The organism is Rhodococcus sp. IEGM1428, assembly GCF_050321865.1.
Taxonomy (GTDB): Bacteria; Actinomycetota; Actinomycetes; order Mycobacteriales; family Mycobacteriaceae; genus Rhodococcoides.
In genome coordinates, this window is sequence record NZ_JBNQFW010000007.1 from 1 (window position 1) to 14,379 (window position 14,379).

A 14,379-nucleotide genomic window follows, 5' to 3' on the forward strand; every position below is an offset into this window, starting at 1 on the left:
GGAAACGCCCGGTCCCATTCCGAACCCGGAAGCTAAGCCCTCCAGCGCCGATGGTACTGCACTCGACAGGGTGTGGGAGAGTAGGACACCGCCGAACACAATTCAACGGAATGCCCCCGACCTCACGGTCGGGGGCATTCCGCATTTCGAAACCACCTCTCCCACAACTGAACTTGTACGCACCGATCGCGACACCGACGACTCTCCAGTCCCAAACAACCCGGGGTGCGCCGTGCTCGGTTGTGTACCGGGGCTCGGTTGTGTGGCACAGTCGAAGTCGATGAAACTCGCCGTCGACCAGCACCGTGTCAGCAGAATTCTGCTCGATTTCGATCTGACCATCGAATTCGACGATGGAGCCACCATTTCCTTCAGCGAAGTGGTGATCAATGACCTCACGGTCGACGAAGACAATCAGTTCGAGGGTTTACGAGCCTTCGCGGCCTTGCACGGTCTCATGTGTGAGGACGTCGACTACGACCGATCGGGCGTGCTGCGAATGGCGTTCGCGGGCGGGCACACAGTGGTGGCTCGTCCCCGCGACGAAGTCGAATCCTGGGAGTATTGCGCCGCAGACGGGTCCACCGTCCTGTGCGGACCGGATGGAGGCGTCGAGTCGTGGCCGGCCCCGGAGCATCCCGGTACGGAAGTGCCTACTGTCGAAGGTCTCCCGTCCATCGGAGCCACTGTGGTTCGGTTGTCGACGGGTGACGAGCCGGCTGTCGAATTCTCGGACGGCACAAAGCTGCTGTTCGACCTTCCGCTCGATTCCGGCTATCTCGTGTTGCGGGAAAGCGTCACGTCGAGCTCGAGCTACGAAGAAGGCGACGAGGCCCACGGCGATTGGGTAGTCGAGCTGTCCTCGGGACACGTGATCTTCTACCGGCCGCGAACCGTGTAGGGCTTTCCGAACTGGGTTTCGACTCCCGGTGAATACAGCACCGAGTCCGGCGGTCGTGTGCTGACGTCGGGCAGGCCTGCCGCAGCAACGAGTTCGTCGGAGCAGTGGGTCAGTTCGGCATCGACCAGGTTCCAGTGTCGGTGCACGTTCGGTACGTACAGCAGCCGGCCGGCCAGCGAGGTGTGCAACCCCCATCGCGCGGTGAGAAACACTGCCAGTGAGTTCTCGGACATGTCGCGTGTTCCTCGGACAATTCCGAAATCGGTAGTGGCACCGCGATGCGGGGGAGCGAGCCGTCTGCTGCGGTAGCCGATCGTGGTGGTGTCGTCGTCGATGTCGATCGATGCCCAGCGATACGGAATGCGAGCGACGTTGGTGCCCAACACGACTGCCAGTCGGGACGCCTCCAGTGATCTGAACACGACGCCGCGTCGACCCTCTGCGTCGACGGAGTAGAGCCGGACGTTGATCTCCCCGAACGTACCGAAATAAGGAACCGGGTGCCGATATCCGAGTCCGGCACCGACCATATGGAAGCCGATCAGGCCGACCCAGGTCGAACCGTCGAACTCGTCCGGTTCACATCCTTCGGGAAGCAGCGGGGCGACGGCCGAACTCGGGACTTGCCAATGCAAGAAGACCAGCCGTTCCCAGCGCTGATCCATCAGGATCGGACGAGGCAACAGCGGTGGCCGCGGCCAGAGGCGTCGGGCATCGTCTCGATTCATGGTTCGAGCGTATGCGCGCGGAGTCAGGTAGCGGTGAATCGGGCGTGCACGCTCGCAACGATCGTGATGTTCTCGGGTTTGAGCGCGAACCCGGCTGGGGCCGACTTCGCGGCGAACATGCGAGGGGAGGCGTCGGGGCCGCCGTGCTCGGCGGTCCCCGGCAGCAGACCTGGATCGGCTACCGCGACGGCGTGCACGCTCGTTCTCCCCAGGCTCGACGCGTAAGCCTCGGCTTTGGCCACCGCGTCCTGAACGGCGAGTTCGCGTACTGCCAGCGTGTGCGAGATCCGGCTCGATTCGGTCAGGTCCCAATCGAAGTGCTCGATCGACACACCCTCGAGCGCAGAGGCTGCGTAGACGAAGGCGTCGACGAGGTCGAGCTGGCTGAACTGTACTTCCACCGACGCCTCCGCCTGGTAGACGTACGGCAATTGTTCGCCGTCGTGGTTGAACGGCCGGTTCCGCGAGTGCCGCACCTGATCGACAGACCATCGATCGATGGGGCCGCCGTCGCTGCTGTAGAGCGGCTCGACAAGACGCGTCAGCTCGCGGACGAGTTGTTGGGCCGGCTCGGACGCCGACTCCGCCGTTCGTCCGTCGGTACGGACGGTCAGCGACAGCGTGCACTGCTCGGGCGGATAGGTGGCTGCGCCGTGACCGACGACTGTGATGTCGAGTGCTCCATGGCTCATGGCGTCCAGTGTGGCATTCGCGCATGGATATTCACGGAACCTCAACAGTGCTGGCCGACGCGTCAGGTAGGGAGGACAATCGCGAGCATGCTTCCTGTTCTCGATCTTGCTTCGGCCGAAAAGGACCCCTCCGCGTTCGAGCGGGCACTACGCGAGGCCGCCCATCGGTCGGGCTTCTTCTACCTCGTCGGGCACGGGATCGAGACCGAGCGAATGCACGACGTGCTGCGTCTGGCACGGGAGTTCTTTGCTGTGTCGGACGATGTCAAAGACGAGATCAGTCAGCTGAAGAGCCCTCATTTCCGCGGCTATTCGCGGGTGGGTGGAGAGCTGACCAACGGCCGAGTGGATTGGCGGGAGCAGATCGACATCGGACCCGAACGGCCGGCGATCGAGGGTGCAGAAGGCTACTGGAATCTTCAGGGCCCCAATCTGTGGCCCTCGCAGCCGGCAGGATTCCGGGAGACGTTCGAGCAGTGGGAGCGGACGGTCTCGAGCCTCGGCCTCCGTCTCCTCCGGCATTGGGCGCAGTCGCTCGGCGCATCCCGGAACGTGTTCGACGAGGCCTTCGCCACCGCACCAGCAACCCTCATGAAGGTCGTGCGCTACCCGGGTACGCCTGATCACTCGCAGGGCGTCGGCGCACACAAGGATTCCGGAGTGCTGACGCTGCTCCTCGTCGAACCGGATTCGTCCGGACTGCAGGTGGAGACGACTCCCGATACGTGGATCGATGTGCCGCCGTTGGCCGGGGCATTCATCGTCAACATCGGCGAGTTGTTGGAAGTGGCAACCGGTGGTTACCTCCGGGCCACGCGGCACCGGGTGGTCGCGCCTGGGCCCGGCATCGACCGGATATCGGTGCCACACTTCTTGAGCCCGGCGCTCGATGCCGTCGTACCGGTGATCGAACTGCCTGCCGAATTGGCGCAGCATTCACGGGGAGTCGAGAACGACCCCGACAACCCCATCTACAGCACCTACGGCGAGAACGCATGGAAGTCCCGCACACGTGCACACCCCGACGTGGCCCAGTTGCACCACGGCATCGTTCCTGCCGGGCAGCGGTCCGCCTACTGACTCCGGCTGCGCCCGTGTCGTGACAGTCGATACTTCGCCCATGCCCCGGTGCACCACAGCGCCCACAGGATCAACAGTGGTTGGAACAGCAATCGGATTCCTCGTGCCGTGTCGGAGTCGAGGCCGAACGCGTCGGTGTGCGTGACGAACTGTGAGACGTTGCCGGGGAACACCGCGACGAAGAAGGCCGCGACCACCCAGCCGACGAGCGGTGCGCGAGCAGTCCAGAACAGCAGTGCCAGCCCGAGCGCGATCTCGACGACCCCCGATGCCAGCACGACGAAGTCGGTGCTCAGTGGCACCCACCCGGGCACCTGGGCGGCGAAAGTGCTGCGCGCCCAGAACAGGTGGCTCAGGCCGGCGAAGACGAGGAACGCCCCGAGTACGACCCGGCCGATGGTGCGAGATATCGATTTCGTCATTGCGCCATGAGACACCACGGGCACACTGGGCACCATGACCGGGAGCACCCCAACCGACCCAGGGCGTCGCCGATGGGTACTGCACGTCGACTTCGACCAGTTCATCGCTGCCGTCGAAGTGCTGCGCAACCCCGATCTGGTGGGCAAAGCCGTGGTGGTCGGCGGTAGGGGAGATCCGACCGAGCGCGGTGTGGTCTCGACGGCGTCGTACGAGGCGAGGGCCAAGGGTGTCGGTTCCGGGATGCCGCTGCGCATTGCCGCGAAGAAGATCCCCGACGCGGTCTTTCTCCCGGTCGACAAACCGGCATACGACGAGGCGTCGGCGATGGTGATGGACACGCTGCGGACGTTGGGTGTCGTAGTCGAGGTGATCGGCTGGGACGAGGCATTTCTCGGTGTCGAGACCGATGACCCGGAGCGCTTTGCCAAGACAGTGCACGACGCGGTGTTCGACGCGACAGGGTTGCATTGCTCGGTCGGTATCGGAGACAACAAGTTACGAGCCAAGATCGCCACCGACTTCGACAAGCCGCAGGGCATCTACCGGCTGACGCAGGACAACTGGTTCGAGGTGATGGGTGAGCGTGGTACCGACGCGCTGTGGGGGATCGGCAAGAAGATCTCGAAGAGGCTCACCGAACTGGGCATCTCGACCGTTCGTGAATTGGCCGATGCCGACGATGCGGACCTGGCTGCGGCGTTCGGACCGAAGATCGGCCCCTGGCTCGGTACGAAGGGGCGGGGTATCGATCTCGCGCCGGTCACGTCCGAGCCGTGGGTAGCGCGATCACACAGTCGCGAAGTCACGTTCCAGACCAACGTCGCCGATTGGGCCGTGATTCGGCAAGAGGTCGCGGCTCTGACGTCGAAAGTGTTGGCGGACATCGAAGCCGAGAACCGGCCGGCCGTGCGAGCGGCACTGAAGATACGCTACGCACCGTTCGAGACGCACACCGTCAGCGCGCCGATCGTCGGTGCGCCGACCTTCGATCCGGAGATTCTGACCTCGGCCGCGGTGGCGTTGGTGGATCGTCTCGACCACAATCGAGAGGTTCGGTTGATCGGCGTCCGGCTGGAAATGACTCCGCCGCAACCTCTCTGACTACTTGCGTCCCGCCGCCCAGCGCAGTCCCCAACCGTACTTCTTGTCCAGGTCGGCTTGGCTGCCCTGGATGTACTCGACCTCACGGGTGACCGTGATTCCGGCGGACGTGTTCTCCAACAATGCGATCGAGCATATCCGCGCAGAGTTCTCGGCCGAGTCGAGTCGTACCTCCACCTGCGGTCCGCTGGTGGGGTAGAGCGTCACCACTCCGTCGACGGCAGCCCAGTTCGGTGCGCCGTCGTAGATCATCGCGAAGATCAGGATGCGGGCGAACTTCTCGGGGTGGGCGAGATTGATGTGCATGTTCTCGCCGCCGCTGACCGAACCGGAACGGTCGTCGCCGTCGAGAGCGATGAACGGCGCATCCTGCAGAGAACCGAAGCTGTTACCGAGCGCCTGCACGACGCCTTTGGAGCCGTCGCGCAATTCGTAGAGGCACCCGAGGTCGAGATCGACTCCGCCCGAACCGTACGACGCGGCAGCCAGCTTGGCCAGGAAGCCCTTCTTCTTCGGCTGTGCAGCGGGTGCGCCGGTGGACCAGTTCAGGTTCACCCGCATCGAACCCTGCTTCTCGCCGGACTTGGTGAGGCTGATCGTCGGCGACGCCTTGGACAGCGTGACTTTGCTCAGGCTGACGGGGGCTCCGGCCTGCGGTGCCGAGGATTGCCCGGTCGAGGGCTTGCGGGTGTAGTCGATGGCCATGGTGGTGCCTTCCGAACGATCGATTCCCGGATCGTGATGTCCGGTTTGGGCGGTCCGTCGAGAATAGCCGCAAACCTGGCGATCGACGTCGGCCGGACGTCGACCGGTGGATCGAGGCACCTGCGACAGAACTCGGCGCGACGGGTGAGACCTCGAGGGCCACCCATCGCGCCGATTTCTCGGGCTGCAATCCGATCTACGGGCGCGGCACGTTACGCAGATTCGATTTCGCCATCCGAACCGCCTCGCCGACGCCGCCGTTGAGTACGACCTTGCTCATCGCGAGCGCGAATCCCTTGATCTGCTCTCCGGTGATGGTCGGCGGCACCGACAGCGCGAGCGGGTCGGTGATCAACTGGACCAGTGCCGGGCCGTCGACCGCGAAAGCCGCCTCGAGTGCGCCGCGGATGTCCTCGGGCTTCTCGACGCGTTGCGCGTGGAGACCTGCTGCAGCAGCGATGCCGGTGTAGTCGACCTGGGGCACGTCGACGCCGAAGTCGGGCAGCCCATCGACGAGCATCTCGGCCTTGACCATGCCCAGCGTCGAATTGTCGAACAGCACGATCTTGACGGGCAGCTTGTACATCGCGACGGTCAAGAGTTCGGAGAGCAGCATCGAGAAGCCGCCGTCGCCGGAGATCGAGACAACTTGGCGGCCCGGGTTGGCGAACTGCGCTCCGATGGCGTGTGGCAACGCGTTGGCCATGGATCCGTGCAGCATCGACGCGACGAAAGCTCTACGGCCGGTGGGGTTGATGTAGCGCGCGGTCCACACGTTGCACATGCCGGTGTCGGTGGTGAACACCGCGTCGTCGGCGGCGAGGTCGTCGAGCACCGAGGCGGCGTACTCGGGGTGGATCGGAACGAGCTTCTCGGCGTTGCGGGTGTACGCGCCGACGGTCTTGCCCATCAGGTCGTTGTGCTTGTCCACCCACTTCTCCACGTAGCGTCGGTCTGTCTTGCGAGTGACCAACGGAGCCAATGCATTCAGGGTGGCGCGAACATCACCGTGGATCGGGTACTGCACCGAGGTTCGACGGCCGAGCTTGGTGGGATCGATGTCGATCTGCGCGGTCGTGACGTTCTCGGGAAGGAACTGCTGATACGGAAAGTCGGTGCCGAGCAGGATGAGCAGATCGGCGTCGTGGATCCCGGCGTGCGCAGCTCCGTACCCGAGCAAACCTGTCATGCCGACGTCGTACGGGTTGTCGTACTGGATGAACTCCTTGCCGCGCAACGAATGTCCTACGGGAGCGCCGATGGTGTCGGCGAATGCGACCACCTCGTCATGGGCGCCCTTGACGCCGTAACCGGCGAAGATGGCAACTTTTTCGGCGTTGTTGATGGCGTCGGCCAGTGTCTGGATGTCCGCCGCGGGCGGTGTGACGATCGGTGCCGAGGGAATGGCGATGGGGTCCATCGTTCCGGCGGCCGACAGCTCGGCGATATCGCCCGGGAGCGTCAGAACAGACACCCCGCCCCCAGTGATGGCGGCATTGATCGCCGCACGGAACACCCGAGGTGCCTGCTCCGCGGTGGAGACGAACTCGTTGTAGAGCGAGCATTCGCCGAAAAGCCGGTCGGGGTGCGTCTCCTGGAAGTAGCCCGAGCCGATCTCACTGCTGGGAATGTGCGACGCGATCGCCAGAACCGGTGCGCCGGAACGGTGTGCGTCGAACAGGCCGTTGATCAGATGCAGGTTGCCCGGGCCGCACGAACCTGCGCATACTGCCAGAGCGCCGGTGGTCTGCGCGTCGGCCGATGCAGCGAAGGCCGCGGCCTCCTCGTGTCGTACGTGAATCCAGTCGATACCGCCCTTGGCCGATCCGCCGGTACGACGCACTGCGTCGACCACCGGATTGAGACTGTCGCCGACGATGCCGTAGATGCGTTGTACGCCGGCGTCGACGAGTCCTCGAACGAGCTGATCGGCCACTGTGGTGGGCATGTGAAATTCTCCTCGGATGTAGTGGCGCGTTCGGATCGATGTGCCTCACGTGCGCCAGTTCGACGCCTTCCCTGTGCCGAGGGCGTATCAAACATAGAAGTGCAGAGCGCTCGGTACCGCAAGAGGAAAGCCCAGGTAGAGGCCCGGCGCGATCTCCGTCACGTGGCGGTATTCCGGCCAGCACCCATCGAAGACTGGGGCTGTCCCGACATGCCGTCCACTGGAGAGTTCGGCAAAAATGAACAGGCTCTGTACAGGTTCACTTTCACGATGTACGGTACTGACATGACCGAGCCCGCTATGACCCAGCGCACATCGGAGCGTGCGCGGCACAAGCGTCACCAGGTGCTCGCCTCACTCAAGAACACCATCGAGTCCGGCGACATCCCCTCCGGCTCGTTCCTGCCAGGAGAGAACGAACTCGCCCGCGAGTTCTCGGTCAGCCGCGGAACCATTCGCTCTGCGCTCAGTGTGTTGGAAGATCAAAAGCTGATCGAAAAGCGCAGCGGCATAGGATCGCTCGTCACCTTCGACGGCCATCAGATCGAGACCGCAGACGGTTGGGCTCGGGCGCTGTCGTCCGCCGGCGTCGAGATGCACACCCGCACTCTCCGCATCGAGCGCATCGTGGATCCGGAACTGGCTGCCGAGGCCGGAACTTCGACTCTGAACTTCGTTGCCGTCGATCGAGTGCGACACGTGGTCGACGGGCGTCCGGTGTCGTTGGAGCGCAGCCGTGTTCCGGCACTGGGAACGCTCGCGGACCTGCCCGAGAACGGATTGGCCGGGGACTCACTGACGGCAACCTTGAGGTCCGCGGGGCTCGTGGCGGCCAGTGGCGAGCAATGGGTGTCGGTGGTTCCGGTGGACTCGGCCGACGCGGCAGTTCTCGAAGTGCCGGTAGGCACTCCCTACCTGCACAGCATCCGGGTCAGTCGGGACGCATCGGGTCGATTCGTCGAAAAAGTCGTCAGTCTCCTTGCACCCGAGCGCTTTCGGCTCCATCTCACCTTCAACTCCTGATCTATCTCATCGCCTCACCGGCAAGGACTGTGTACATGTCTACTTCGCGTGACCGCGCCCTCGGGGCCTTCTACGGACTGGCACTGGGCGATGCCCTGGGAATGCCGACGCAATCGATGCGCCGGGAGGACATCGTCGAGGATTACGGACAGTTGCGCGGATTCGTTGCCGCCGGTCCGCGTCAGCTCATCGCGCACGGTATGTCGGCAGGCTCGATCACCGACGATACCGAGCAGGCGATCATGTTGGCGCAGTTGATCGTCGACGGTGACGGTGTGGTCGATCCCTCGGCTTTCGCCCGCGCCTTGATCGCGTGGGAGTCCGAGATGTCCGCGCGCGGATCGCTGGATCTGCTGGGGCCGTCAACCAAGCGAGCCGTGGAACGGATACTCGACGGCTCCGATCCGAACGAGGCGGGCAAGTTCGGCAGCACCAACGGTGCGGCCATGCGAATCACACCCGCGGCAATTGCGGCATCGTTGGACGGCGGTATCGTGCCGTTCGTCGACGCGATCTACAGTTGCAGCTTCGTCACCCACAACACCTCTCTCGGAATAGCTTCCGCCGCAGCGGTTGCCGGTGCCATCAGTGCCGGGATCGCAGGTGCCGAGTTGCACGAGGCGGTCGACATCGGTGTCGCCGCCGCCACCGAGGGGGCCACCCGTGGATATTGGGTCGCCGGCGGAAACATCGCAGCCCGTATTCGTTGGGCTGTCGAGCTGGTCGGCAAGTCCGCCGACAGGCACATCACGGACACAGTGGCAGACGTCATCGGCACGTCCGTCGCGTCACAGGAATCAGTGGTAGCGGCCTTCGCATTGGCCGTTGCGTACGACGACCCATGGGACGTCGTACTGGCAGCCGCCACCATCGGCGGCGACACCGACACCATCGCAGCGATAGCAGGTGCTGTCCGCGGTGCCGTCGGTGGCCTGGCAGCGTGGCCCGGCGAAGCGATACGAACGGTAACCGACGTGAACAAGCTCGATCTGGAGCCCATCGTCGATCGACTGCTCGCTCTCCGTAACACGAACTGACACAGTTCGACTCACCCTTGGAGCACAACCATGACCTCATCCGCTTCCACGTCTGCATCGGACACGACAGTCGACGTATTGTCGCTGGAAACTCGGGGGATCGAGCCCGTTCCGGACGACGAGCGCAACGGTAACCCGCTGCAGTTGTTCTGGGTGTGGTTCGCCGCGAACATCTCCATCCTCGGTCTACCGCTCGGGGCAACCCTGGTGGTCTTCACCGGTCTGAACATCTGGCAAGCATTGATTGTCGCGCTGGTGGGCGCGGCGGGTTCGTTCGCCATCGTCGGAATCGTGTCGATTGCCGGCAAACGTGGCGGGGCACCCAGTCTCACGTTGTCGCGGGCAACCTTCGGGGTGCGCGGAAACATCGGCCCCACACTGGTCTCACTGATGTCGCGACTCGGCTGGGAAACCGTCAACACCACGACCGCGGCATTTGTGCTGCTGTCGATCTTCACACTGATCTTCGGTGGATCCGGCGTCGCGAAGGATCACGCCGTCGTCACGATCGTCTCCATCGTCGTCTTCATCGTGCTGACACTGGTGGTCAGCGGTCTGGGGCATGCGGCGATCCTCGTCATTCAACGCTGGTCGACGTGGATCTTCGGTGCGCTGAACATCTTCGTCGCGATCTTCCTGATCGCCACCGTCGACTGGACTGCAGTGACCAGTACTCCGGCCGGATCCATCAGCGCGATGGTCATCGGGGTCGGAACCATCGCTGCCGGAACAGGTATCGGTTGGGCGAATGCCGGAGCCGACATGTCGCGGTACCAGCGAAAGAGTGTGGGAGCCGGCTCGTTGGTGCTCTCCAGCGCGGCCGGAGCCGGAATTCCTCTCGTTCTGCTGATCGGACTCGGTGCGCTGCTGTCGGCGGGCGACAACAGCCTTGCGTCCGCATCGGATCCGGTTGCGGCAATCCGAGAAATTCTGCCGGCTTGGATGGCCGTTCCGTATCTGATCACCGCATTCGGCGGATTGCTGTTGTCCAACCATCTTTCGGTGTATTCGGCCAGTCTCACGACGTTGACCCTCGGTTTTCGGATCAAGCGGGTCTATGCGGTCGGAGTCGACGTGTTCGTCACGTTCGTCGGCGCCATCTACTTCATGCTGATCTCCGACGGTTTCTACGGCCCGTTCATCACGTTCATCTCGGTTCTGGCAGTTCCGCTCACCGCGTGGCTGGGAGTGTTCATGTCCGACATGATCAAACGAAAGACGTACGACGCGGCATCGATCATGAACGTGGGCAACACCAGTCGCTACTGGTACACCGGCGGAGTCAACTGGTACGCCTTCGCGAGCTGGGCGGCGGGAATCGTGGTGGGCTTTCTGTTCACGGCGATCACGGTGGACGGCGACGTGATCTACACCGGACCGCTGTCCGGCAGCTGGATCGGTGACAACGGACTCGGCTGGGTGGCGTCGTTCGTGATCGCCGCCGGGCTCTATCTCGTCACCGGTGGAGCGCGGCGAACCGAGACGGTTTCTCGGTGACTCCGCGATTGATCCACACCGGTCAGGTGATCGTCGACGTGGTGATGGCCGTACCCGAAGTGCCGGTTCCGGGAGGTGACGTCGTGGCGACGTCACTGAACGAGACCGCGGGCGGTGGACTCAACGTGATGGTCGCTGCGATTCGTGACGACCTGCCGGTGATCTTCGCCGGCAGATACGGGTCCGGCCACTACGGTTCGATCGTCCGCGAAGCTCTGTCTTCCAGCGGTGCTCTTGTCGTCAACACTGTTCCTGCTGAGCAGGACTCGGGATTCTGCATCGCCCTCGTCGATGCGAACACCGAGCGCACGTTCGTGACCTACCCGGGGGCCGAGGCGGAACTGAGCATCGGAGACCTCGAGGCGGCAGGGGTACGGAGTGCGGACTTGGTGTACGTCACCGGCTACGGGTTGGCGCACGAGAGCAACGCCGCGGCACTGACCGCGTGGCTACCGACGCTTCCCGCGGACGTCACGGTGCTGTTCGATCCGTCCCCATTGATCGCGACGCTGAACCGCGACGTGGTGGACGCCGTTCTCGCCCGTGCCGACATCGTGAGCGTGAATCTACGCGAGGGCATGCTCATGACGGATGAGGTCGATATCGACTCCATCGCGGCCGAAATGGTGACGAGGGTGCGGCCCGATGCGGCGGTGGTGCTCCGTACCGGTCCGGACGGTTGTCGAATCGCGGGCGGTGGACGAACATCGCAATCGGTTCCGGGGTTCGAGGTGCAGGCGGTGGACTCGAACGGTGCGGGCGATGCTCACGCCGGGGTGTTGTTGGCGGGACTCTCCCGTGGGCTCGGTCTGTACGACGCGGCGCTGCGGGCCAATGCTGCTGCAGCACTTGCGGTCACCGAGCGAGGACCGGCGACGGCTCCACCTCGGTCACGTACCGACGCGTTGATCCGCGGTCGGCCTCTCGACGGGTGAGGGGCGAGTCCGTCCCGGAACCGTCGAGTCGCGCACGACGAGCGTCGGTGTCAACGCCATCGAGGACACCGGAAGTCCATGGGTGACCGCCAGCAGCATTTCTGCTGCGCGCGTCCCGATTTCGCGGTGTGGGCTGTGAATCGTCGTCAGCGGAACGGTCAACTCGCTGCAGATCGAGATGTCGTTGTAGCCGACGACGGCTACGTCGCGTCCTGGCTGCAGCTCCGACTCACGCAACACGCCGAGCACTCCGATGGCGCTGAAATCGTTGGTCGCGAAGATGGCCGTCGGGGGAGTCGGCAGCGCCAGAAGGGCGCTCGCCCCGCGTCTTCCGGCATCGGGATCGAACCCCTCTTCCCGAACGTACTCGTCCGGGACGTCGATGCCCGCGTCGTGCAGAGCTGCGCGGCAGCCCTCGAGCCGGTCGATTCCGGTGCTGGCCCAGGCCGGACCCGACACGATGCCCACGCGAGTGTGGCCGAGTCGGGCGAGGTGTTCGCCGGCCAGATAGCCGCCGCGATGGTCGTCGCACGTCACCGACGCCATCCCGGGGTATCGGCGGCTGATGAGGACGAATTTGATCCCCCGACGATCGAGGTTTTCGAGGTTCTCACTGTCGAGGCGGGCGTCGCCGAAGATCAGTCCGTCGACGTTGCGGCCGAGGAGAAGGTCGATCCGTCGTCGCTGCTGCACCGGATCGTCGTGGGTATTCGCGACGAACGTCTCGTAGCCCGCCCGGTTGGCCGTTTCCTCGATGGCGTCGTACATCGCGGAGAGGACCACATCGGTCAGTCGTGGCACCAGGACGCCGAAGGCGGTGGATTTCTTCGTGGTCAGACTCGCCGCGTTGGGATTGGGCACGTAGTCCATCTCGCGGGCCAGCTCGAACAGTCGCAGATCTCCGGCACTGGCGCCGGCCGGGTCGAGCGCGACGCGGCGCAGCGCTCGGGAGACGGTCGAGACATGCACTCCCGCAGCAGCCGCGACCGTTTTGAGCGTGACGCTCCCCGAACTGGTGCTGTCCACTTGCGGTTCCCCTCGATCATCCGTCGGACCTACCCCGACCCCTACTGGCCCCTAAGCTAGCACCGTGCGCAATCGTTTGCGCAATAAGTTGCCCCCGAGGAACGGACTTCTGATGACAGGTTTGGGTGGTCTCAATCCATCGCCGACGTCTCTCACGCTCGGCCTGGTGCAGCAACAGGTTCCGCTGATCACCAGCATGGCCGATGTGGACGAGACGACCGATCGCGTGTGCAGGCAACTGCGTGAGGCGAAGGCCGGGTTCGCCGCACTCGACCTCGTTGTGTTCCCGGAGTATTCGTTGCACGGCCTGCGGAAGTCCTCGTGGGCGTCCGACGAGGTGATGTGCGACATGGACGGTTCGCAGGTGGAGCGATTGCGTGCGGCGTGCCGCGAGTCGCAGGTCTGGGGGTGCTTCAGCATCATGGAACGCAACCCCGGCGGAGCACCGTTCAACTCCGGAATCATCGTCGACGATCAGGGTGAGATAGCCCTGTACGTTCGCAAACTTCATCCTTGGACGCCCAAGGAGCCCTGGGAGCCCGGCGACATCGGCCTACCGGTCTGCGCGGGGCCGAAGGGTTCGGTGCTGTCGCTGTTGATCTGTCATGACGGGATGTTCCCCGAAGTCGCCCGTGAAGCGAGCTACCGCGGTGCCAATGTGCTGCTGCGCACGGCCGGGTACAAGTTCCCGCTTCGGCAGTCTTGGCGTATCACCAACGAGGCCAATGCATTCCACAACCTGGCGTACACGGCCTCGGTCTGTTTGGCCGGGGAGGACGGCAACGGTATCCCGTCCATGGGTGAGGCGATGGTGTGCGACTTCGAGGGCACGATCGTCGAGCGCGGCGATTCGACCCCCGATCGGGTGGTGACGGTGTCGATCGAACCGGCTTGCGCCGACGCTGCTCGGCGGGAGTGGGGCGTGGAGAACAACATCTATCAGCTCGGACATCGCGGGTACACGGCGTTGGCCGGTGGCGCGCAGGACTGCCCGTACACCTTCGTCCGTGATCTGGCGGCCGGAACGTATCGAGTGCCGTGGGAAGACGAGGTTCGCATCGTGGACGGGACGTCGGAGGGGTACGGGCCCCCGCGTCGGCCCGGCAGTGCGGCCGATTCTGCGCGAGCCGGTCTGCGCGGAGAGTAAGGCGGAGGTTACGCGGCCGGTGCCCGTGTAACGGTGCCATTAATTGGTCCTCGATTTGTTGGCCAATGCTCGACATCGAGCGTGAAACCCCTCTATCGTCAGGGCAACGCAATCGGTTGCACGACCGGTTGCAACG

Annotated in this window: 14 protein-coding genes and 1 rRNA gene; 9 read left to right on the forward strand and 6 right to left on the reverse strand. The window is 64.1% G+C overall.

Translation table 11 applies throughout. The annotated features are described in order from the left end of the window. A 5S ribosomal RNA gene (gene rrf, locus ACQR3T_RS24810) occupies window positions 1-97 on the forward strand; the annotation flags it as partial. Between the two features lie 183 nt (window positions 98-280). Next, a complete protein-coding gene (locus tag ACQR3T_RS24815; RefSeq protein WP_428695243.1) occupies window positions 281-901 on the forward strand; it encodes a DUF6188 family protein in 621 nt (206 codons plus the stop codon). On the opposite strand, the gene ACQR3T_RS24820 is transcribed toward ACQR3T_RS24815, so the two are convergent. Both ACQR3T_RS24820 and ACQR3T_RS24825 read right to left on the reverse strand, forming a co-directional pair. After that, window positions 880-1,629: a YqjF family protein gene (locus ACQR3T_RS24820; protein ID WP_230594706.1), complete on the reverse strand. Its 750-nt coding sequence runs from the start codon at window positions 1,627-1,629 to the stop codon at window positions 880-882. The genes ACQR3T_RS24815 and ACQR3T_RS24820 overlap by 22 nt on opposite strands. 23 nt (window positions 1,630-1,652) lie before the next feature. After that, window positions 1,653-2,321: an SIMPL domain-containing protein gene (locus ACQR3T_RS24825; RefSeq protein WP_428695244.1), complete on the reverse strand. Its 669-nt coding sequence runs from the start codon at window positions 2,319-2,321 to the stop codon at window positions 1,653-1,655. 87 nt (window positions 2,322-2,408) lie between these two features. Here ACQR3T_RS24825 and ACQR3T_RS24830 point away from each other — a divergent pair, with 87 nt between their 5' ends. Continuing rightward, complete coding sequence (locus ACQR3T_RS24830; RefSeq protein ID WP_032379797.1) at window positions 2,409-3,401, forward strand: isopenicillin N synthase family dioxygenase; 993 nt, start codon at window positions 2,409-2,411, stop codon at window positions 3,399-3,401. On the opposite strand, the gene ACQR3T_RS24835 is transcribed toward ACQR3T_RS24830, so the two are convergent. Further along, entirely contained in the window at window positions 3,395-3,823 is a 429-nt protein-coding gene (locus ACQR3T_RS24835; RefSeq protein ID WP_428695245.1) for a DoxX family protein, read from the reverse strand. The genes ACQR3T_RS24830 and ACQR3T_RS24835 overlap by 7 nt on opposite strands. A 34-nt stretch (window positions 3,824-3,857) precedes the next feature. Here ACQR3T_RS24835 and ACQR3T_RS24840 point away from each other — a divergent pair, with 34 nt between their 5' ends. Next, entirely contained in the window at window positions 3,858-4,925 is a 1,068-nt protein-coding gene (locus ACQR3T_RS24840; protein WP_428695246.1) for a DNA polymerase IV, read from the forward strand. Here the strand turns inward: ACQR3T_RS24840 and ACQR3T_RS24845 are convergent, their stop codons facing one another. Continuing rightward, on the reverse strand, window positions 4,926-5,630 hold the full coding sequence (locus ACQR3T_RS24845) for a TerD family protein (RefSeq protein WP_094609816.1): 705 nt from the start codon (window positions 5,628-5,630) through the stop codon (window positions 4,926-4,928). It abuts the gene before it with no gap. Between the two features lie 196 nt (window positions 5,631-5,826). Then, a complete protein-coding gene (locus ACQR3T_RS24850; protein ID WP_428695247.1) occupies window positions 5,827-7,578 on the reverse strand; it encodes a pyruvate dehydrogenase in 1,752 nt (583 codons plus the stop codon). 285 nt (window positions 7,579-7,863) lie between these two features. Here ACQR3T_RS24850 and ACQR3T_RS24855 point away from each other — a divergent pair, with 285 nt between their 5' ends. Genes ACQR3T_RS24855 through ACQR3T_RS24870 form a run of 4 tightly spaced genes read left to right on the forward strand, consistent with a single transcriptional unit; the run spans window position 7,864 to window position 12,070 of the window. Beyond that, window positions 7,864-8,601, forward strand: a complete 738-nt coding sequence (locus tag ACQR3T_RS24855) for a GntR family transcriptional regulator (protein WP_428695248.1) — start codon at window positions 7,864-7,866, stop codon at window positions 8,599-8,601. A 35-nt stretch (window positions 8,602-8,636) separates the two neighbouring features. Further along, on the forward strand, window positions 8,637-9,638 hold the full coding sequence (locus ACQR3T_RS24860; RefSeq protein WP_037171192.1) for an ADP-ribosylglycohydrolase family protein: 1,002 nt from the start codon (window positions 8,637-8,639) through the stop codon (window positions 9,636-9,638). Between the two features lie 30 nt (window positions 9,639-9,668). Next, window positions 9,669-11,135: a purine-cytosine permease family protein gene (locus tag ACQR3T_RS24865; protein WP_032402932.1), complete on the forward strand. Its 1,467-nt coding sequence runs from the start codon at window positions 9,669-9,671 to the stop codon at window positions 11,133-11,135. Further along, window positions 11,132-12,070, forward strand: a complete 939-nt coding sequence (locus ACQR3T_RS24870; protein ID WP_428695249.1) for a PfkB family carbohydrate kinase — start codon at window positions 11,132-11,134, stop codon at window positions 12,068-12,070. Before ACQR3T_RS24865 ends, ACQR3T_RS24870 begins: the two co-directional genes overlap by 4 nt. On the opposite strand, the gene ACQR3T_RS24875 is transcribed toward ACQR3T_RS24870, so the two are convergent. Then, window positions 12,026-13,096 (reverse strand): LacI family DNA-binding transcriptional regulator, encoded by a 1,071-nt coding sequence (locus ACQR3T_RS24875; protein WP_428695250.1) that lies wholly within the window; start codon window positions 13,094-13,096, stop codon window positions 12,026-12,028. The genes ACQR3T_RS24870 and ACQR3T_RS24875 overlap by 45 nt on opposite strands. A gap of 112 nt (window positions 13,097-13,208) precedes the next feature. On the opposite strand from ACQR3T_RS24875, the gene ACQR3T_RS24880 reads away from it, so the two are divergent. Next, on the forward strand, window positions 13,209-14,243 hold the full coding sequence (locus ACQR3T_RS24880) for a formamidase (RefSeq protein ID WP_428695251.1): 1,035 nt from the start codon (window positions 13,209-13,211) through the stop codon (window positions 14,241-14,243). Window positions 14,244-14,379 lie beyond the last annotated feature (136 nt).

Coding starts and splice junctions, on each gene's coding strand:
- ACQR3T_RS24815 (WP_428695243.1), top strand. CDS start 281: ATGAAACTCGCCGTCGACCAGCACCGTGTCAGCAGAATTCTGCTCGAT.
- ACQR3T_RS24820 (WP_230594706.1), bottom strand. CDS start 1,629: ATGAATCGAGACGATGCCCGACGCCTCTGGCCGCGGCCACCGCTGTTG.
- ACQR3T_RS24825 (WP_428695244.1), bottom strand. CDS start 2,321: ATGAGCCATGGAGCACTCGACATCACAGTCGTCGGTCACGGCGCAGCC.
- ACQR3T_RS24830 (WP_032379797.1), top strand. CDS start 2,409: ATGCTTCCTGTTCTCGATCTTGCTTCGGCCGAAAAGGACCCCTCCGCG.
- ACQR3T_RS24835 (WP_428695245.1), bottom strand. CDS start 3,823: ATGACGAAATCGATATCTCGCACCATCGGCCGGGTCGTACTCGGGGCG.
- ACQR3T_RS24840 (WP_428695246.1), top strand. CDS start 3,858: ATGACCGGGAGCACCCCAACCGACCCAGGGCGTCGCCGATGGGTACTG.
- ACQR3T_RS24845 (WP_094609816.1), bottom strand. CDS start 5,630: ATGGCCATCGACTACACCCGCAAGCCCTCGACCGGGCAATCCTCGGCA.
- ACQR3T_RS24850 (WP_428695247.1), bottom strand. CDS start 7,578: ATGCCCACCACAGTGGCCGATCAGCTCGTTCGAGGACTCGTCGACGCC.
- ACQR3T_RS24855 (WP_428695248.1), top strand. CDS start 7,864: ATGACCGAGCCCGCTATGACCCAGCGCACATCGGAGCGTGCGCGGCAC.
- ACQR3T_RS24860 (WP_037171192.1), top strand. CDS start 8,637: ATGTCTACTTCGCGTGACCGCGCCCTCGGGGCCTTCTACGGACTGGCA.
- ACQR3T_RS24865 (WP_032402932.1), top strand. CDS start 9,669: ATGACCTCATCCGCTTCCACGTCTGCATCGGACACGACAGTCGACGTA.
- ACQR3T_RS24880 (WP_428695251.1), top strand. CDS start 13,209: ATGACAGGTTTGGGTGGTCTCAATCCATCGCCGACGTCTCTCACGCTC.